The organism is Rhizobium sp. SVR5-9E (genome assembly GCF_056755095.1).
Genome location: NZ_JBNDHS010000057.1, coordinates 1 through 17,149, shown reverse-complemented (window position 1 = coordinate 17,149; position 17,149 = coordinate 1). Strand labels below are relative to the sequence as shown.

Sequence of the window (17,149 nt, the reverse complement as noted above, 5' to 3'; positions counted from 1 at the left end):
AACTGCCGGGTGGCGCGGCGGATAGCTCGTAACAAAAAAGCCTGCCGCGGGAGGAGGTGCGGCAGGCTTTAAAAATGAGCGAACAGGGACTGGGAGGAGGCGTGCCGCCGTTCCAACAGACGTTCCAGGGAGGAGGAAGGAACGTCCGAAGATCGAAGCCGTACGGGAGGAGGTGCACAGCTTCCACGCTCTATCCTCTACAATATGTTTTAGCACACAAAATAGACAATGCTGCAGTGCACCTATGCGCGTTGCGCATGGTCGGCATTTCGAGTAATCGGTGATCTTGCTTTGCGTGCGCTGGTATCTGAGCTACGGCCTGAGCCTGCGCGATCTGAAGGAAATGATGGCCGGACGCGGCATCCGCGTCGATCGCTCGACCGTCCACCGCTGGGTCGTCGACATGCTCGGCTTTAAGTCGCTCAAATCCGCAGCGGCGACCCTGTCCGACATCGAGATGATCCACATGCTGCGCAAGCGTCAGTTGCAGGACGCCCCACACTTCCAGCCTGTCAATCGCCGAACAATTTGAAACTCTGGTTGCCGTTTCTTGAGCACCGCTAAATCCCACCCCGGCCCCTGTGCGTCGCAGCAACGAAACTTGCTTGCATTGTTTACAAATTCGTCTATTACTAAACATATTGCTAAACATGAGAATTGAGGAGTTCATGTAGGCATTTCTCTAAAATGGGTGAACTTGCGCGGTCGGCGGGGAGTCGGCCTTTGGTTCTGGGAGGAACTTATGCAAAAGAAATCGAAAGCCCTTCTCGGGTTGGCCTCGACGTTCATCATCTCGTCGGCTCTGCCCAATCTCGCTAAAGCCGACCAATTGACGCTCTGCTGGGCCGCCTGGGACCCGGCGAATGCGCTGGTCGAACTCTCGAAGGATTTCACCGCCAAGACCGGCACCGAGATGAAGTTCGAGTTCGTGCCCTGGACGAGCTACGCCGATCGCTTCCTCAACGAACTGAACTCCCACGGAAAACTCTGCGACCTGATCATCGGCGACAGCCAGTGGATCGGCGGATCGGCGGAAAACGGCCACTACGTAAAGCTCAACGACTTCTTCGACAAGGAAGGCATCAAGATGGATGACTTCGTGCCGGCGACGGTCGTGGGCTATTCGGAATGGCCGAAGAACACGCCGAACTACTGGGCACTGCCCGCGATGGGCGACGTCGTCGGCTGGACCTATCGCAAGGACTGGTTCGAGCGGCCGGAGTTGCAGAAAGAATTCAAGGAAAAGTATGGCCGGGATCTTGTAGCGCCGAAGACCTATGACGAGTTGAAGCGGATCGCCGAGTTCTTCCAGAAACGCGAGATCGACGGCAAGACCGTCTACGGCGCGTCGATCTATACGGAGCGCGGCTCCGAAGGCATCACGATGGGCGTAACCAACGTCCTCTATGACTGGGGCTTCCAGTACGACAACCCCGACAAGCCCTACGAGATGGAAGGCTTCGTCAACTCGCCTGATGCAGTCAAGGGACTGGAGTTCTACAAGGCGCTCTATGACTGCTGCACACCGCCTGGCAGCTCGAACGTTTACATGGTTGAATCCGCGGACGCCTTCAAGTCAGGCCAGGTCGCCATGCAGATGAACTTCGCCTTCACATGGCCGGGTCTTTACAAGGATGAGAAGGTCGGCGGCGATAAGATCGGCTTCTTCCCCAACCCGGCCCAAAAGAAGCATTTCGCTCAGCTTGGCGGACAGGGAATTTCGGTCGTCTCCTATTCCGACAAGAAGGACGCCGCTCTGCAGTACATCAAGTGGTTCGCCCAGCCTGAAGTGCAGGCCAAATGGTGGCAACTCGGCGGCTACTCGTGCCTGAAGTCGGTCGTCAATGCCCCCGACTTCGCTTCCAGCCAGCCCTACGCCCAAGCATTCTTGGACTCGATGGCGATCGTCAAGGACTTCTGGGCCGAGCCGAGCTACGCAACCCTGCTCCAGGACATGCAGAAGCGCGTTCATAACTATGTCGTGGCCGGAAACGGCACGGCCCAGGAGGCGCTTGACGGTCTGGTGAAGGACTGGGCCGAAGTCTTCAAGGACGACGGCAAGATCTAGTGTCCGGCTGGACGCACAATATTCTTGCCAGAATGGCGGCCCGGATTGCCAAGACTGCCGGGCCGCCACGTGTCGCACATATGCAAAGACCGGGTGACACCTTGAACATTTCCTCTTCCTCTATGGTCGAGCAGGCAGTGGATGCGACTGCAAGAGCAACGCCGGTATCGGTCGCTCGCCGGGTCCGCGGTCTGTCCGACCGGGCGATCGCCTGGGTGTTTATCGCCCCCACCATCATCTTGCTTCTCGCCATCAACATCTTCCCGCTTATCTGGGCGATCTATCTGTCGTTCACGAACTATCGCGCCAATCGCCCAAATGCGCCGGTTCAGAACGTCGGATTGAATAATTACGAGCGCGTGCTTACCGACCCCGACATCTGGGAGGCCATGCAGACGACAGCCCACTTCGTGTTCTGGACGATCCTGCTGCAGACGGTCATCGGCTTTGGGCTTGCCTATCTTATCGACCGCAAGTTTCGGGGCCACGCGTTCTGGACGACGGTCATCCTCATCCCGATGATGCTGTCGCCAGCGGTCGTCGGCAACTTTTGGCGCTTCCTCTACGAGCCGCAGATCGGACTCTTTGCCTATGCCGTTTCTCTGGTCACCGGCATTCCGACCGCTGACATCCAAATGCTCGGCAGCGTCACGCTTGCGCCTTGGGCGATCATCATTGTCGATACGTGGATGTGGACACCCTACGTCATGCTGATCTGCCTGGCGGGCCTACGGTCCATTCCCGACTATATCTACGAGGCAGCAGAGGTCGACCGCGCCTCCGGATGGCGGCAGTTCTGGTCGATTACCGTGCCGATGGCCCTGCCCTTCATCATGCTCGCCGTGCTGTTTCGCGGCATCGAGAACTTCAAGATGTTCGACATGGTCACGCTTTTGACCGGCGGCGGTCCGGGCTCGACCACCGAGGTCGCCTCCATCACCTTGAAACGTGCGGCCTTCGAGAGCTGGGCAACCGGACGAGCCTCGGCCTTCGCCATTGTCCTCTTCGTGGCCGTGTTCGGCCTCGCCAACATCTACGTCAAGGCACTCAACAGGGTGAAGCAACGATGAGTTCCGCCACCTCAGCCCATTCGGTCGTCGAACCGAGCCCAATCAGCAAGCGCATCGCCGGCGCCATCGTCATCCTCTACGCCCTGATCACGCTAATCCCGCTCGTCTGGATCTTCCTGACCAGCATCAAGTCACCGCCCGACTCGATCAGCTATCCCCCCAAGATCGTCTTTACGCCGACGCTGGAAGGCTACTGCAACCTTCTGACGACGAGAACGCGCCAGACGCCGGAATACATCGCCTCCCTTCCCGCGCCGACCGGCACCTGCGACGAGGTGACCCGCAAGCGCAACATGGTGATCGCCGGCCCGTCGAACTTCCTGCCGCGTTTTGCCAACTCGCTGGTGATCGCCTTCGGCTCGACGTTTCTAGCCGTCGCGTTGGGAACGCTGGCCGCCTACGGTTTCTCCCGTTTCAGGGTACCGCTTGCCGATGACCTGCTGTTCTTCATCCTGTCGACGCGCATGATGCCCCCGATCGCGGTCGCCATCCCGATCTATCTGATGTACCGCGAGCTCGGGCTTTCCGATACGGCGCTGGGCATGATCCTGCTCTACACCGCGGTCAACGTCTCCCTCGCCGTCTGGTTGCTCAAGGGCTTCATCGACGAGATTCCCCGCGAATACGAGGAAGCCGCGATGATCGACGGCTACACGCGGCTGCAGGCCTTCTGGAAAGTCGTCCTGCCGCAGGCGACCACCGGCATTGCCGCCACGGCGATCTTCTGCCTGATCTTCGCCTGGAACGAGTATGCCTTTGCCGCATTGCTGACATCCGGCGAAGCCCAGACGGCGCCGCCCTTCATTCCTACCATCATTGGCGAAGGCGGTCAGGACTGGCCAGCAGTCGCGGCGGGAACGACGATCTTCCTCATCCCAATCCTTGTCTTCACCATTCTCCTGCGCAAGCAGCTCTTGCGTGGCATTACCTTCGGAGCGGTCCGCAAATGACGCACTTGATCGAAACACCGCGCCCATCTCGTCCGAAGCGCCCGTTCTTCCTGCGGCGTGGCCCCATGGAGAATATCGCGACCACGTTGATCGCCCTCGGCTTCCTGATGCTTTTCCAGCCGTTCCTGCTGGTTCTCTACACCTATTCGCTGGTGACGCTGCTGGCCGGCACGGCTATGTTCATCATCGTGTCGAAATTCCCGGAGTGAGCCATGGCCGACATCAGGATCAAAAATCTCCGCAAGCAGTTCGGCAACTTCGTCGCGGTGCAGGATTCGAGCTTCGTCATCCATGACGGCGAATTCCTTGCACTGCTCGGCCCGTCTGGCTGCGGCAAGACGACGACATTGCGCATGATTGCCGGACTTGAACTGCCGACCAGCGGCAAGATCTATCTCGACGGCGAGGACGTTACTTTCAACCGCGCCAGCGCCCGCGACATTGCCTTCGTTTTCCAGCTCTTTGCGCTCTATCCGCACATGAACGTGCGCAAGAACATCGGCTTCCCGCTGCTCTCGCAAGACATGCCGAAGGCCGAGATCCGCCAGCGGGTCGACGAAACCGCGCGCCTGCTGCAGATCGACCATATCCTTGACCGATCCGTCTCCGGACTTGCCGGCGGCGACCGCCAGCGCGTGGCGCTCGGACGGGCGATCGTGCGCCGTCCTAAGTGCTTCCTGATGGACGAGCCGCTCGGGACGCTCGACGCGGAATTCCGCGAGGTCATGGTCCATGAACTGCGCGAACTGCACAACCGCATCCATGCGACGACGGTCTACGTGACGCATGACCAGCATGAGGCAATGGCGATGGCCGACAAGATCGCAGTGATGAACCATGGCGTCATCGAGCAGTTCGCCACCCCTCAGGAAATCTACAGCAAGCCCGCCACGATGTATGTCGCCGATTTCATCGGCTCGCCGCCGATGAATTTCATGCGTTTCACCTCGGGCCTTCGGGCAGGCGCACGATCTGTCTCGCTGCATGGCGTCGATGTCAGCATTCCTGAAGTGCACCAGGATATGGCCGAAGCCGAGTTGGTGCTTGGTGTCAGGCCGGAGCATATCCGCTTCAGCGACACCTCTCCATTGCGTGGCGCCGTCTACGGCAGCGAATATCTCGGGACCAATCAGGTGGTGGCGGTCGAGACCTCGAGCGGCGTCATCAAGGCGCGCGTACCGGCAAACCGCAATTTCCATATCGGCGAAACGGTTGGACTTGAGTTCAACCCGGCCAAGCTTGCGCTGTTCGATTACAAGTCGGGCCGAGCCATTGCCTCGGCACTCTATTCGGAGGAACGTCATGACTGACGTCGCTCTCAAGGGTCTCAACAAGCGTTTCGGCGATACCAAGGCCCTCGCTGATCTGGACCTCTCGATCCGTGACGGCGAGTTCGTGGTCCTGCTTGGGCCGACGGGCGCCGGCAAGACGACGACGCTGCGCCTCATTGCTGGCCTGGAGCGCCCCGACAGCGGCCGGATCGAAATCGGCGGTCGCAACGTCGCCGGCGAAGCTCCCGCTGAAAGGGATGTCGCCTTCGTCTTCCAGCAATATTCGCTCTACCCACACATGACGGTTTACGACAACCTCGCCTTTCCGCTGCGAGCGCCGGTGCGCAAACTCGGAGCCGAGGAGATCGACCGTCGCGTCCGGGACATTGCTCGCATGGTCAGGATCGACCACAAGCTGGAGAACCGTTCGACGCGCCTGTCGGGCGGCGAAATGCAGCGCGTCGCGATCGGCCGGGCCCTGGTGCGCCAGCCGGCCATCTACCTGATGGACGAACCACTTTCCTCGCTCGATGCGAAGCTGCGCGCGGAACTGCGCCTAGAACTGAAGCGCATCCAGAAGGAGCTCGGCTCAACGCTGCTCTACGTGACCCATGACCAGATCGAGGCAATGACGATGGCGGACCGCATCGGCATCGTGGCGGGAGGCCGGCTGCTGCAGGTTGGAACGCCGCGCGAAATCTACGGCAATCCCGCCAGCCTTCATGTCGCTGCCCGTCTCGGCCAGCCGCACATCAATCTGCTGCCCGCCGATCTTCTTGCCGGCGCCAATCCACCACCCGGAACCAGAACGGTCGGCGCGCGGACCGAACATCTCGAAATCGTCGTCGACAAGCATGCCAATGCTGAGATCGACTGGATCGAGCACCTGGGGGACCAGAACCACCTGCATATCCGGGTGCGCGACCACAAGCTCGTCACGCTTGCCGATCCCTATCTCGCAATCCGGCCGGGTGATCGAATCAGCCTCACGCTGCGCGATCCGCTCTACTTCGACGCCAGCGGCCAGCGCCTGTGATACGGAACAGAAAATAAAGCACTTGCATGAACAGACAGGTCTCCTTTCCATGAAACATTTCTTCAATCGCCGGGAAACGATCGTAACCGAGGCCCTGGATGGCTTGCTTCTGACGAGCAGCCCGGGTCGCCTCGCCCGTCTCGACAGCTTCCCTGAGATCAAGGTAATCCTCCGCGCCGAATGGGATAAATCGAAGGTCGCACTCATCTCGGGCGGTGGAGCAGGCCATGAGCCCTCGCATGCTGGCTTCGTCGGCAAGGGGATGCTGACGGCCGCGGTATCCGGCGAGATCTTCGCTTCGCCCAGCGTCGATGCCGTGCTGACCGCAATCCGGGCCGTCACCGGCCCCAAGGGCGCACTGCTCATTGTCAAGAACTACACCGGCGATCGTCTGAATTTCGGTCTTGCCGCCGAAAAGGCACGCGCCGAAGGCTTCGATGTCGAGATGGTGATCGTCGCCGACGACATCGCGATCCCCGAGATAAACCAGCCCCGCGGCGTTGCCGGTACGCTGTTTGTGCATAAGATCGCCGGCTACCACGCCGAATCCGGAGCCGACCTGACGACAGTCGCGGCACAGGCGGCGGCCGCAGCGCGCGACATCGTTTCACTCGGCATGTCGCTTTCGACCTGCAGTGTACCCGGCCAAGTGCATGAGGATCGGATGGCCGCGGACGAGGGAGAACTCGGCCTCGGCATCCACGGGGAGCCCGGCGTCGAGCGCGTCGCGCTGCAGCCGGTTGCGGACCTTGTGGCCACCATGAGCGAGCGACTGGCTGCAAGGGTTGACGGCGCAGGCGACTATGGGCTGCTGATCAACAACCTCGGCGCGGTGCCACCGCTTGAAATGAGCGTGATTGCCAACGCGGTGCTGTCCTCTCCTCTTGCCCGCCGCGTCCGGCTGATCGTCGGGCCGGCACCGATGATGACCGCGCTCAACATGAACGGCTTTTCGCTTTCGCTGATCCGTCTGGATGCCACCCGCGATGCCGCACTGAAGGCTGCTGTCGAACCGCATGCATGGACACCCGTCGTCGAACGGCACGAGATCACCATCATTCCCGCTCCCAAAAAAGCAGTGCTGCAGAGCGGGACGATGTCGGCAAGCAACGATACGCAAAGCCGCCGTCTCCTGACGGTGCTCTGCGAACATCTGATGTCCCTGGAAGGCGAATTGAACCGCCTGGACAGCCGCGTCGGGGACGGTGACACCGGATCCACCGTCGCTACCGGCGCACGCAGCATCCTGTCGCGCATCGACACCCTTCCATTGAAGGAGCCGACCGCCACAATGGCCGCCATAGGCGAGATTCTCAGCACCAGCATGGGTGGCTCAAGCGGCGTATTGCTCTCGATCTTCTTTACCGCCGCATCGAAAGCCATGGCGGAAAAAGCGGATCTTACGGCTGCCCTGCTTGCCGGGCTTGATCGGATGACGTTCTATGGTGGGGCCGCCGTCGGCGACCGCACGATGATCGACGCGCTGGCGCCAGCGCTCGCGGCCCTGAGGTCGGGTGGTGTAGCGGCTGCGGCAAACGCTGCGGCGGCCGGCGCCGAGTCGACAAGAGCGATGCGCAAGGCGAAGGCCGGACGAGCTTCTTATGTCGGCGAGAAGGATCTGGAGGGAGTGCCGGATCCGGGAGCCGTCGCGGTGGCAGGTGTATTCGAAGTCGCGGCAAGGCTGGCGTGAGCTGGTACCGCGGTTGGGAGGCTATCAGGTGCAGGCAGAACCGGTTCTTCTTGCGGGATTGATTGAGGCTTGTCGGGCGGCGATCACGGCAAACAGCGATCACCTCTGCGCACTCGATCGCGCGATCGGTGACGGCGATCATGGGACCAATATGCAGCGCGGCTGCGAGGCGGTCAGCGCCGAAGAAGCCACGGTCTCAAGCCTTCCCTTGCCCGAGGCGCTGGAACGGATCGGCCTCACACTGGTGATGAGCGTCGGCGGCGCGGCCGGTCCACTCTACGGGACATTGCTGATGGAGATGGGGCGTGAGCTTCGCAAATCGGACCAGGAACAGGATTTTTCTCTTGCCCTGAAGCAGGCCATCGATGCCGTGGCCCGCCGTGGGCGCTCGCACGCCGGCGACAAGACCCTGCTCGATGTCCTGTATCCCGTGCAGGATGCCCTTGCACAGCGTTCGCCTCTGACGGATATCGTGCGCCGCGCGGAACTTTCCGTTCGGCTCACCGCCGCCATGAAGGCCATGCGCGGCCGCGCGGCCTACCTTGGAGACCGTTCGATCGGACACGTCGATCCTGGCGCTTCGAGTTGCGCCCTTCTGACAACCGCCATCTGCCGCTACCTTGAGGAGCACCGCCCGGAATGAATGCGAAGACCCCAAACGTCGGGATCGTGATCGTCTCCCACTCGCCGCTGGTCGCGAAAGGCACCGCCGACATGGTCCGGCAGATGGTGGGTGACAGCGTGCCGCTTGCCTGGTCGGGCGGCAACAGTCGCGGCGAACTTGGCACGGATACCGGGGGAATTCTCAAGGCCATCGAAGAGGCCTGGTCGGAAGCTGGCGTCGCCGTCTTCGTCGACCTGGGAGGCGCCGAAACCAACAGCGAAATGGCGATCGAGATGCTCGGCTCGCCCCGCTCCCAAAGGGTTTCGATCTGCAACGCCCCTATTGTCGAAGGAGCCGTTATTGCTGCTGCTGAGGCCTCTGGTGGGGCATCGTTGGCCAAGGTGGTCGGAACGGCAGAGGAGCTGTCACCGTGATGAACGGCGGTTTCCGCATTGGGGCGCACGAGGCCGGGCAGGTCCATGCCAGTTGCCAGACCGAAGTCGAGGTCAAGCATGGAGTTGGGCTCCATGCTCGCCCCTCGGTGACGTTCACGCGGCTGGCAAAGTCGTTTCCCTGCTCGATCGAAGTCGCGGTCAACGGCAACGACGTCTGGCTGAACGGAAAGAGCATCATCAAGATCATGGGTGCCAAGATCCGCAAGGGTTCGGTGCTCGAGATCCGCGCAAACGGCATTCTCGCCGAAGAAGCGATCCGGGCATTGAAGGACCTCGTCGAGCGCAATTTCGATGAGGAAAAGAAGCATGGCCGAACCGCTTAGATTGAAAGCCACGAGCGCGTCCCCAGGTATTGCCAGCGGCCCGGCCTTCGTCGCCGAGCCGGTCGAACCCGCCGCGTCAATCCCATCAAGCGTCTCCGGCCAGGTCGCGCTCGCAAGTGCGATCGAGACAGCTATTCTCGAACTGCAGGAACTGGCGACCGGGACGGATCCCGACGGCGGCGATATCGTCGAGTTTCAGATTGAAGTGCTTCGCGATCCAACGCTGACCGAGGCGACCGGCGCGCGCATCGAGGCTGGCGAAAACGTAGCATTCGCCTGGGTCGGGACGCTCGATGGATACATCCGGGAACTGGAGTGCTCCGAAGAAGACCAATTGCGCGCGCGCGCCGTCGACATCCTCGACATCAAGAACCGCGTCCTGTCCGTGCTCACGGGAACGCCTGTCAACGACTTTCCAGCCGGATCCATCTATGTTGGAAAAGACATGGAACCCAGCCGCTTCCTCGCCCACGACTGGTCGGCCGGCGGCGGTATCGTTCTTTACGCAGGCAGCGCGGTCGGTCATGTCGCCCTGCTTGCCAGATCCCGGTCGGTCCCGATGGTGATCGGCGCCGGCCGCTTCGCAACAGCAGGGGGGCAATATATCGGAGTTGATGGCGACGCTGGTCTCGTCATTCTTGAGGCAGCCAGGTGGAACGCGACCTCCGTAGAGCACTGCGATCCGTCAACAGGCACTGCACCGCCACTCGACAACGGCATAGTGTACACGTCGGACGGCACGCAAGTACTCCTGTCCGTCAACGTCAACGCGCCGGAAGAAATCGACGCGATTCCTGCCGAGGTGACCGCGGGCATAGGGTTGATGCGGTCGGAATTCGCGTTGATGTCGCTCGGTGATGCAGCAAACGAAGAAAAGCAGTTTGCAATCTACCGACACCTCCTGGATTGGGCAGATGGGCGCCCTGTAACAATCCGCATGTTGGATGTCGGGGGCGACAAGCCGCTGTCGGGCATTACCGAGGCCTCCTCGCTGCGCGGCATCCGCCTGCTTCTTGCCCGGCCGCAGATTGCGCGGGTTCAGGCGCGTGCGCTCCTTCGAGCGGCGGTCTTCGGCAATCTGCGTATCATGTTGCCAATGGTGACATTCCCGTCTGAAGTTGAGGCTATGCGGCAAATCTGTCGCGAAGAAGCCGGTGAACTTCGCCGCCGCGGCGTGCCGCACCGCACTCCGCCGATCGGGATGATGGTGGAGGTACCGGCAGCTGCGCTCATGCTTGACGAATTCGAAGGCGCTGACTTCTTTTCGTTCGGCACGAACGACCTGGCGCAATACCTCGTGGCTTCCGCCCGCGAGGAGGCCGGCTTCAGCCTGGACCAAGAGCAAGCCGTACCGGCCGTGCTGCGCTTGCTGACCCAGGCGGTGAGACTTACCGGCCGCCGACCAGTCAGCATTTGCGGTGACATGGCTGGCGACCCGGTTCGCATGTCCGGTCTTCTCGCGGCAGGCATACGGCATTTTTCGGTGGCGCCAGCTCGACTTGGCGCGATAAGATCGGCACTGATCGGTCTGAAAGCCGATGGGACAAAGGCAGCCGGGGACTAGGGATGGCGCGCGAAGACACCGAAGACGCCATTATCGCCTACAAGGATATTCTGGCGCAGATCATCGACAACCGACCGTCCGGAACACGTCAGAGGCTGGCGACGGAACTCGGCAAGCATCGCAGCTTCGTCACCCAGATAACCAGCCCCACTTATGCGACGCCTCTTCCCGCGCGTCACCTCGCGACCATCTTCAGGGTGTGCCATTTTAGCCCCGCCGAACAGGACCGCTTTCTGGACGCCTATCAGGTCGCCCATCCCGGCAAACTGCCGGAGTTTGGCGCCACGGAAAAACTGCGGCATCTTTCCATAATGGTGCCTGACTTCGGCGATGAACGCCGCAACCGGCTTCTGGAAGAGGCGATCACCGACCTAGTCCAAAAGATCGCTGCAATTTCGGGGCCGCGTGATTGAACAGGCGCTTCGCGCGTGACGAGCGCTAGATGATCATCGCCTTGGGAGGGGTTTGATGAAGAAATTCATGAATGCTGCGGAAACAATGGTCGCCGAAAGCGTCGAAGGTTTCGTGCGCGCCCATGAGGAGTTCGTTGTATTCGGCGCAGACCGTCAATTTATCCGCCGTCGCCACCTCGTTCCAGGCAAGGTAGGTGTCATCTCCGGGGGTGGGGCGGGCCACGAGCCGATGCATATCGGCTTCGTCGGTCGCGGTATGCTGGATGCAGCATGCGTCGGGCATATTTTCACGTCGCCTACACCGGGCCAAATCCTCAGCGCAATAGAGGACGTGGACACCGGTGCTGGCTGCCTGCTGGTGGTAAAGAACTATGACGGCGACGTTATGAATTTCGAAATGGCGGCAGAGATGGCGTCGAGCCGCCACAGGATTGAGATGGTGATCGTAAGCGACGACATCGAAACGGCAAGGATGCGCGACGGCCGCGGTCGACGAGGCGTTGCCGGTACGGTGATCATGGAAAGGCTTCTCGGCGCCGCCGCGGAAAACGGCATGGCGCTTGCTGAGTTGAAAACCCTTGCTGCTGGCCTCGAGTCCCGTGTCAGATCGATGGGTGTCGCACTGACCGGTGTCACGGTGCCGCACACGCGGCGATCGACCTTTTCACTCGGCCCCGGCGAAATCGAAATGGGTGTCGGCATTCATGGAGAGCCAGGCCATTCAAGAGAGACCTTCTCTAACGCCGACACCATCGTGAGGCGTCTAAGCGAGGTGGTTTTCAACGAAGTCGCTCCGGTTTCCGACAAGGCGTTGCTTTTCGTGAACGGACTTGGCGGCACGCCGCCAGCGGAACTTTACCTCGCCTACAACGTCGCGCATAGCTTCATGCTGAGTCATGGTCTGCAGATCGCGCGCTCACTGGTTGGTACTTACGCCAGCTCACTTGACATGCAGGGTCTTTCCATCTCGCTCGCTCTCCTCCGTGACGAAGAGTTCATTCTATGGGATTCGCCCGTTGCGACGGCTGCATTGCGCTGGGGCTGCTAGGGATGGGCCTGTCTTAGCGAGTTAGCGTAGCGGCCTGCAACTCGTCGGATCTAGGAAGGTTGGAAACTCCTACAATTTCGGCGTCAGAATCTCGAAACGGTCACGAATCGTCGAGCGGGTATCGCCGCCAAGGCGCGCGATGGCATCGACTTGCGTGGGATCGACAACGCGTTCGCCAAGGCCTGGACGAAGGTCACGGTTGGCGTCGAAGGCGCGTTTCCGCCCTTCAATTCGACGACGCCCAGCGCCGAGCTTCAGGGCCTCGATCTGGATGCCATCAAAGAGGTCTGCAAGCGCGTTGGAATGCGATTGTCGCGCAGGACTGGGACAGCCAGATCCCTTCGCTCCTTTTAGGTAAATTCGATGTGGTCCTGACGATGGGGCCGAACGAACAGCGCCGGAAGGTAATCGACTTCTCCGATCCCTACGTCATCACGCCCAACACATTCTTGGTGGCTGCCGATGGACCGCTGGCAAAGCTGCCGCATACGGGCGAACACCTGTCCAGTGACACGAGGAAGGCCAGAAAGCCATTGCCGAAATCAAGGACGTGATGAACGTATGACGCTCGGTGCCTCGCTTTCCACGAGCCAGTTGAAGTTCGTCGAGCAGAACTTCGGCGATGTCGCGGAGATCAGGACCTATAAGTCAATCCGAGTAGGTCAAGCTCGATATCGAGGGCGGACGTCTCGATGGCCAGTTCGACAATGCCGTGTTTGCACGCGACCGCGCAGATGCCAGCAATGGCACGCTGACGACGAGCGGCCCCCTCCTCATTGGCGGCATTCAGGCCACCAATGTCTGCCTCGGTATCCGCAGGAACGAGCCGGAACTTCAGGCCATTCTCAACAAGGCGCTCGGTGAAATGGCCGCCGACGGCACGGTCGCGGAACTGTCGAAGAAGTGGTTCAAGGTCGATCTCAGCCCGAAGGGTTGATCGTATAGCCCTCCCGACAAAATCCTGCACCATCCACTAGCCCCGCCGAGTGCGGGGTTGGTTTTTGGCTCTGAGGCCACGATGGACAGGGGCGCCAAAGGCTCTTTGAAGGGATCTGAACCACTGGCCGGTAGATCGACTATCGAAGGCGCTGAAAATCACGGCATGTGAGGCGTAAGGGCTAATATGGAACTAAGTTGTTAATTATCTAATTGTGTTGGCTGGGGTTGCCGACCGTGCCAAGCCATGACGGAATGTCGCGCTTGCCATGCAAGACGCGCCAGACGTCAATGTATCCGGCTTGCTCAACATAGAATATCAGATACGGATACCGCTTAAGCTGAACGCTTCGCAGATCGGGAATCCTAGCTCATAAGCGTAACGCGGCGAACCTGAAGACGGATGGTTCGCAATCAAAGTGTAGGCATGCCGCAGGTCGTCGACAAAGCTCAGAGCGACCTGCGTATCGGCCTCCCGGAAATAATGATCGATGGCTTCGTCAACGTCCTGGCTTGCTCGTTCTCGAGGGATAACCGGCTTTGCCGTCACCTATAAAGCCGGCCTTGAACCCGATCGCGGAGGTTGTCGAAATACCGCTCGTCTACCGGCGTGGTCACGGGGGATGATGCTCCTTCGAAGAGCAAGCCGCGCAGATGTTCTCGGTCCCCGTCGCGGCGGATTAGCTCCCGTACGTACTCGCTGCTGGTGCCGTAGCCCCGCTCCGAAACCTGCTGGTCAACGAAACTCTTCAGGTTGTCGGGTAGAGAAATGTTCATCGTGCTCATGCCGATCAAATAGCCCTATGCCAAAATTTGGCAAGGTGCTGATGTGACCGTCTCTTGCAGGCCCATGACGGTGCGATTGCGGGGCGAACGGCTCTGCCCTGTCAGAAGCCTGCGCATCAAACGCATTGCAGCCTTGGTACTACGGCGGCTTTGCACCAGCCCGTCGAGGACGAAGCCGTCCTGATCGACGGCGCGCCAAAGCCAGTGCTTCTTTCCCTGATGGTGATGATGGCCTCGTCGAGATGCCATTTGTCGCCGAGCTTGCCGACTGAGCGCCCGCGAATATCATTGGCGAAACGCCTGCCGAATTTCTCAGCCCAAAGTCTCACGGTCTGGTGAGAGACGATGATGCCACGGGCCGCCAGCATATCCTCGACCATGCGCAGGCTGAGCGGAAACCGCAAATAGAGCCAGACGGCATGGGCAATCACTTCCGCTGGAAACCTGTGGCGACGAGAGAGAGGATCACGTGCAAATCTGGTCATACCGCCAGATCCCACATTTTCATCGCTGCTCGGTTAACGTTACGGTGCCAGCGGAACCGAAAGTCCGACGCACTGAGCCGAGCTTGCCGCGTTGATTCACGCTTATAGGAGCATTCCACGCGTTCGAAACCAAGCTTGGTTGCAATACTTGGCCTCGTGAGGAATAGCGGATCGTCTCGCCTCAGGGATTTGCGGCACGCTGATGACTTAGCTTCGACACTTCGTTAAAGGTGGCGAAGCCCCAATCCTGTGGCCAGAGATCCCAACCGACGAAGAGATCATGGCCGATCGACCGGCCAATCGATACGAAGGACTAGACTTTATGAAAAAGCCACAGAGGAACTTCGTGGTCGAGTTTAAATCCAGTAGCCGACGACAGTCTCCGAAGCCAACCTCCATCTGGGGAAACGTGGATCTCAAGGCCATTTCGCTGGAGGTCGAAGCAAATGCGCCGGGTCAGGTTCTTCAAGCAACAGAGAGAAACGCGAACAGTCCACCGCCGGGCCCACAAACACGCGAGCAGCTGTTGACTAAAACCGTCGAGCAGCCAAAAACTGTACTGCCACCACAGGAGGAACGTATGGCCGAAGAAACCACCCCAGTGCTAAGTGCCGACAACTCAAGCATCGAGACTGCGACGACGATCACAGAACCGAAAAAGCGTCGTGGACGCCAGGCCAAAACTGTTGGTCCAAAAATGGCGGCGGGTGACGAAACGTCCGCGGTTCCTGGTGATGCAAAGACCACCCCCGCAAAGCCCGCAAAGAAACCACGCATAAAAAAATCCGTAGCAGCGGCAGAGGCAAAGGTTGCGACAAAGCAGCCCCGCAAGACGCGCATGCGTAAAGCGGCAACTGCGGCCGTGAATACTCCTGCAGCAGACGACATGGCCGATCTTCTTCAGCTTGAAGAAGAAAACCGGAATTTGCGGAAACAGCTTGCAGAAAAGTTGCGCAGCGAAAACGCGGATCTTCGCAAGCGTCTCGGCCAATCCTAAGCATCACGAAGAGCTGGTTGACCGAAACCTCCCGAGGTTCGGGCCCGTTTGGTCTGATCATGATTTCGGCGGCGCAAGAGCGTTGCCGAAATTGACCGCGCGATTGAAAGCAGATGAGGTTAAACAGCGATCATGAAGTCTCCCTGGAAATTTCTAGTCGGCCTCACCAGGCGACACGACAAGAAAGACCCGGTGGAACCTCCGGCCCATTTGACTGACGATGTACATTCCAACTCCGATCGACGCGAGACGCAATCGGTTTTGCCAACCGCCCCTGAGCCCGCTGCAGAGGTCGATAGAAATGCCCCAGTTGAGCCTGATGGAGACGGGTTTGAGCCGGTTGATGACGTTGCCGCTCTAGCGGTTATTGCGTCTACAGCCGCAGGGCTCAAACCGCAGAAGCAAACACAAGCCCTTAGGAAGAAGCCAGCTCCTCGGGCTCGAAAGCAAGCTCAGCTTGTCCATCGCAACGACATTCAAACACCTCCAGTATTACCGCACAGCATTTTGAACAATGACCAAGAGCTTGACGATGACATTCGTCAACTGCGCCTCCAGCTAACAGAGAAGCTCCGGCTGCAAAATGCGCAGTTGAGACGAATGCTGGCGCGGTTCGATCGTTGATTAGCCACATGCCGCCGGCGGCGGAATGGTGGATTTGCCCACGGTGGATAGGTGCTTTCATTGAACATACGTTGAAATCAAGCTGCGAAAGACCTATAGTGTGCATGTAAGAGGATTTTGCCATTGACCTGCCACTGAAGTTTCATCCGGCTGCGATTAGAGTCTCGATGGTTTTGGATACGCCAAATGGCGCGGTGTGAGCAACCGGCGGAAACGCGAAGCTTTCATCTTGCGTAGTGTTGGAGCCGGTTGCGGCGATGGACCCGGCATAGTCTGCCGGGGTCTGGTATCCGAGCGATGAGTGCGGCCGGAAATTATTGTAATCTTCGGCCCACTCAGCAATGGCACTGCGGGCATGGTCGAGGCCGAAGAACAAGCTTTCATTGAGCAGCTCGTCGCGCATGCGGCCGTTGAAACTCTCGACATAGCCGTTCTGCATCGGTTTGCCCGGCGCGATGTAGTGCCACTCGACCTTGTGATCTTTCGACCAGGCAAGGATGGCATTCGACGTGAGTTCGGTGCCGTTGTCAGAGACGATCATCCCCGGTTTGCCGCGCCGCTCGATCAGCGTTGTCAGTTCTCGCGCGACACGGCGACCGGAGATCGACGTATCGGCGATCGCTGCCAGGCATTCACGCGTCACATCGTCGACGATGTTGAGAACGCGAAAGCGTCTGCCGCAGGCAAACTGGTCATGCACGAAATCCAGCGACCATCGGGCATTTGCCTTCGCTTCGACCAGGATCGGCGCACGCGTGCCGACAGCACGCCGTCTGGCTTTCCGTTTGCGAACAGAAAGCCCTTCCTCGCGATACAGCCGATAGATGCG

The 17,149-nt window shown here is 59.8% G+C and carries 18 protein-coding genes and 5 pseudogenes; 18 read left to right on the top strand and 5 right to left on the bottom strand.

Going from position 1 to position 17,149, the window contains the following annotated elements:
• Positions 1-280 precede the first annotated feature (280 nt).
• The 14 genes and pseudogenes from ACPYOJ_RS22670 to ACPYOJ_RS22605 form a co-directional block, all read left to right on the top strand.
• Positions 281-400: pseudogene (locus ACPYOJ_RS22670) on the top strand (IS6 family transposase); the annotation flags it as partial.
• Positions 401-742: 342 nt separating this feature from the next.
• Positions 743-2,068 carry an ABC transporter substrate-binding protein gene (locus tag ACPYOJ_RS22665; protein WP_481418251.1) on the top strand — a complete coding sequence of 442 codons (1,326 nt, stop codon included), beginning with the start codon at positions 743-745 and terminating at the stop codon, positions 2,066-2,068.
• Between the two features lie 101 nt (positions 2,069-2,169).
• On the top strand, positions 2,170-3,138 hold the full coding sequence (locus tag ACPYOJ_RS22660) for a carbohydrate ABC transporter permease (protein ID WP_481418250.1): 969 nt from the start codon (positions 2,170-2,172) through the stop codon (positions 3,136-3,138).
• Complete coding sequence (locus ACPYOJ_RS22655) at positions 3,135-4,088, top strand: carbohydrate ABC transporter permease (RefSeq protein WP_481418249.1); 954 nt, start codon at positions 3,135-3,137, stop codon at positions 4,086-4,088. Before ACPYOJ_RS22660 ends, ACPYOJ_RS22655 begins: the two co-directional genes overlap by 4 nt.
• Entirely contained in the window at positions 4,085-4,297 is a 213-nt protein-coding gene (locus tag ACPYOJ_RS22650; RefSeq protein WP_168832212.1) for a hypothetical protein, read from the top strand. The genes ACPYOJ_RS22655 and ACPYOJ_RS22650 overlap by 4 nt, the downstream gene beginning before the upstream one ends.
• A 3-nt stretch (positions 4,298-4,300) precedes the next feature.
• A complete protein-coding gene (locus tag ACPYOJ_RS22645; RefSeq protein WP_481418248.1) occupies positions 4,301-5,398 on the top strand; it encodes an ABC transporter ATP-binding protein in 1,098 nt (365 codons plus the stop codon).
• Positions 5,391-6,395 carry an ABC transporter ATP-binding protein gene (locus ACPYOJ_RS22640; protein ID WP_481418247.1) on the top strand — a complete coding sequence of 335 codons (1,005 nt, stop codon included), beginning with the start codon at positions 5,391-5,393 and terminating at the stop codon, positions 6,393-6,395. Before ACPYOJ_RS22645 ends, ACPYOJ_RS22640 begins: the two co-directional genes overlap by 8 nt.
• Before the next feature lie 49 nt (positions 6,396-6,444).
• The gene (locus ACPYOJ_RS22635) at positions 6,445-8,085 is read left to right on the top strand and encodes a dihydroxyacetone kinase subunit DhaK (protein WP_481418246.1); all 1,641 of its coding nucleotides are present in this window, start codon (positions 6,445-6,447) and stop codon (positions 8,083-8,085) included.
• Between the two features lie 28 nt (positions 8,086-8,113).
• Positions 8,114-8,728, top strand: coding sequence for a dihydroxyacetone kinase subunit DhaL (gene dhaL / locus ACPYOJ_RS22630; protein WP_481418245.1), 615 nt, complete (start codon positions 8,114-8,116; stop codon positions 8,726-8,728).
• Positions 8,725-9,123, top strand: a complete 399-nt coding sequence (gene dhaM / locus ACPYOJ_RS22625) for a dihydroxyacetone kinase phosphoryl donor subunit DhaM (RefSeq protein ID WP_481418244.1) — start codon at positions 8,725-8,727, stop codon at positions 9,121-9,123. The genes dhaL and dhaM overlap by 4 nt, the downstream gene beginning before the upstream one ends.
• Entirely contained in the window at positions 9,123-9,467 is a 345-nt protein-coding gene (locus ACPYOJ_RS22620) for an HPr family phosphocarrier protein (protein ID WP_481418243.1), read from the top strand. Before dhaM ends, ACPYOJ_RS22620 begins: the two co-directional genes overlap by 1 nt.
• Positions 9,451-11,031, top strand: a complete 1,581-nt coding sequence (locus tag ACPYOJ_RS22615) for a putative PEP-binding protein (RefSeq protein ID WP_481418242.1) — start codon at positions 9,451-9,453, stop codon at positions 11,029-11,031. Before ACPYOJ_RS22620 ends, ACPYOJ_RS22615 begins: the two co-directional genes overlap by 17 nt.
• A 2-nt stretch (positions 11,032-11,033) precedes the next feature.
• Entirely contained in the window at positions 11,034-11,444 is a 411-nt protein-coding gene (locus ACPYOJ_RS22610) for a hypothetical protein (RefSeq protein WP_481418241.1), read from the top strand.
• 55 nt (positions 11,445-11,499) lie between these two features.
• The gene (locus ACPYOJ_RS22605) at positions 11,500-12,492 is read left to right on the top strand and encodes a dihydroxyacetone kinase subunit DhaK (protein ID WP_481418240.1); all 993 of its coding nucleotides are present in this window, start codon (positions 11,500-11,502) and stop codon (positions 12,490-12,492) included.
• 69 nt (positions 12,493-12,561) lie between these two features.
• Here the strand turns inward: ACPYOJ_RS22605 and ACPYOJ_RS22600 are convergent.
• A pseudogene (locus ACPYOJ_RS22600) lies at positions 12,562-12,657 on the bottom strand (flavin reductase family protein); the annotation flags it as partial.
• Here ACPYOJ_RS22600 and ACPYOJ_RS22595 point away from each other — a divergent pair.
• A pseudogene (locus tag ACPYOJ_RS22595) lies at positions 12,643-13,046 on the top strand (transporter substrate-binding domain-containing protein). The pseudogenes ACPYOJ_RS22600 and ACPYOJ_RS22595 sit on opposite strands and share 15 nt — an antisense overlap.
• Positions 13,047-13,204: 158 nt before the next feature.
• Positions 13,205-13,429: a transporter substrate-binding domain-containing protein gene (locus ACPYOJ_RS22590; RefSeq protein WP_481418239.1), complete on the top strand. Its 225-nt coding sequence runs from the start codon at positions 13,205-13,207 to the stop codon at positions 13,427-13,429.
• A 208-nt stretch (positions 13,430-13,637) separates the two neighbouring features.
• Here ACPYOJ_RS22590 and ACPYOJ_RS22585 read toward each other — a convergent pair.
• The 3 genes and pseudogenes from ACPYOJ_RS22585 to ACPYOJ_RS22575 form a co-directional block, all read right to left on the bottom strand.
• Positions 13,638-13,978: pseudogene (locus ACPYOJ_RS22585) on the bottom strand (type II toxin-antitoxin system RelE/ParE family toxin).
• The gene (locus ACPYOJ_RS22580; RefSeq protein ID WP_481418238.1) at positions 13,975-14,214 is read right to left on the bottom strand and encodes a type II toxin-antitoxin system ParD family antitoxin; all 240 of its coding nucleotides are present in this window, start codon (positions 14,212-14,214) and stop codon (positions 13,975-13,977) included. The pseudogene ACPYOJ_RS22585 and the gene ACPYOJ_RS22580 overlap by 4 nt, the downstream one beginning before the upstream one ends.
• Before the next feature lie 78 nt (positions 14,215-14,292).
• Positions 14,293-14,699, bottom strand: a pseudogene (locus ACPYOJ_RS22575) (IS6 family transposase); the annotation flags it as partial.
• 280 nt (positions 14,700-14,979) lie between these two features.
• Here ACPYOJ_RS22575 and ACPYOJ_RS22570 point away from each other — a divergent pair.
• Both ACPYOJ_RS22570 and ACPYOJ_RS22565 read left to right on the top strand, forming a co-directional pair.
• Positions 14,980-15,696, top strand: a complete 717-nt coding sequence (locus ACPYOJ_RS22570; RefSeq protein ID WP_481418237.1) for a transcriptional regulator — start codon at positions 14,980-14,982, stop codon at positions 15,694-15,696.
• Between the two features lie 210 nt (positions 15,697-15,906).
• On the top strand, positions 15,907-16,320 hold the full coding sequence (locus ACPYOJ_RS22565) for a hypothetical protein (RefSeq protein WP_481418265.1): 414 nt from the start codon (positions 15,907-15,909) through the stop codon (positions 16,318-16,320).
• Between the two features lie 142 nt (positions 16,321-16,462).
• On the opposite strand, the gene ACPYOJ_RS22560 is transcribed toward ACPYOJ_RS22565, so the two are convergent.
• On the bottom strand, positions 16,463-17,149 hold a 687-nt coding region (locus ACPYOJ_RS22560; protein ID WP_481418236.1), incomplete at its 5' end, for an IS3 family transposase.

Excerpts from the sequence above, each read along its gene's own strand:
- ACPYOJ_RS22665 (WP_481418251.1), top strand. The coding sequence starts at position 743 with ATGCAAAAGAAATCGAAAGCCCTTCTCGGGTTGGCCTCGACGTTCATC.
- ACPYOJ_RS22655 (WP_481418249.1), top strand. The coding sequence starts at position 3,135 with ATGAGTTCCGCCACCTCAGCCCATTCGGTCGTCGAACCGAGCCCAATC.
- ACPYOJ_RS22650 (WP_168832212.1), top strand. The coding sequence starts at position 4,085 with ATGACGCACTTGATCGAAACACCGCGCCCATCTCGTCCGAAGCGCCCG.
- ACPYOJ_RS22645 (WP_481418248.1), top strand. The coding sequence starts at position 4,301 with ATGGCCGACATCAGGATCAAAAATCTCCGCAAGCAGTTCGGCAACTTC.
- ACPYOJ_RS22640 (WP_481418247.1), top strand. The coding sequence starts at position 5,391 with ATGACTGACGTCGCTCTCAAGGGTCTCAACAAGCGTTTCGGCGATACC.
- ACPYOJ_RS22635 (WP_481418246.1), top strand. The coding sequence starts at position 6,445 with ATGAAACATTTCTTCAATCGCCGGGAAACGATCGTAACCGAGGCCCTG.
- dhaM (WP_481418244.1), top strand. The coding sequence starts at position 8,725 with ATGAATGCGAAGACCCCAAACGTCGGGATCGTGATCGTCTCCCACTCG.
- ACPYOJ_RS22620 (WP_481418243.1), top strand. The coding sequence starts at position 9,123 with ATGAACGGCGGTTTCCGCATTGGGGCGCACGAGGCCGGGCAGGTCCAT.
- ACPYOJ_RS22615 (WP_481418242.1), top strand. The coding sequence starts at position 9,451 with ATGGCCGAACCGCTTAGATTGAAAGCCACGAGCGCGTCCCCAGGTATT.
- ACPYOJ_RS22610 (WP_481418241.1), top strand. The coding sequence starts at position 11,034 with ATGGCGCGCGAAGACACCGAAGACGCCATTATCGCCTACAAGGATATT.
- ACPYOJ_RS22605 (WP_481418240.1), top strand. The coding sequence starts at position 11,500 with ATGAAGAAATTCATGAATGCTGCGGAAACAATGGTCGCCGAAAGCGTC.
- ACPYOJ_RS22580 (WP_481418238.1), bottom strand. The coding sequence starts at position 14,214 with ATGAGCACGATGAACATTTCTCTACCCGACAACCTGAAGAGTTTCGTT.
- ACPYOJ_RS22570 (WP_481418237.1), top strand. The coding sequence starts at position 14,980 with ATGGCCGATCGACCGGCCAATCGATACGAAGGACTAGACTTTATGAAA.